The sequence below is a fragment of the Paraburkholderia sp. SIMBA_054 genome (genome assembly GCF_046534875.1).
Taxonomy (GTDB): domain Bacteria; phylum Pseudomonadota; class Gammaproteobacteria; order Burkholderiales; family Burkholderiaceae; genus Paraburkholderia; species Paraburkholderia hospita.
The window spans coordinates 1-237 of sequence record NZ_JAWRXV010001682.1 but is presented as its reverse complement, the minus strand read 5'-3'; the positions used below and the strand labels follow the sequence as shown (position 1 = coordinate 237).

The following is a 237-nucleotide window of genomic DNA, read 5'->3' as shown; positions in this document are numbered from 1 at the left end:
CAGCAGCAATTCGCCATTGAAAAAGATGTCGCAAATTGTGGCAAGCCCGCCAAAATGGAGTGTGGCGGGGCCGGGTGTCTCCTCGATATCAAGGAAATACCAGGCTTGCTTGTTATCGAGCGCTACGGGATTGTTTCGGTCGAAATGCCCCGATTTTTCCAGAGCTTCCGCCACCGTGCCGGGCACCGGCGCGCCATTGATCGCCGCACTGGACTTGGCATCATGCGGCGTTTGCGG

General features: G+C 57.4%; 1 protein-coding gene. It reads right to left on the bottom strand.

The window, feature by feature from the left end:
• Window positions 1-237 (bottom strand): hypothetical protein (locus SB822_RS60815; protein WP_410859614.1); only part of this gene is annotated, 237 nt, incomplete at both ends.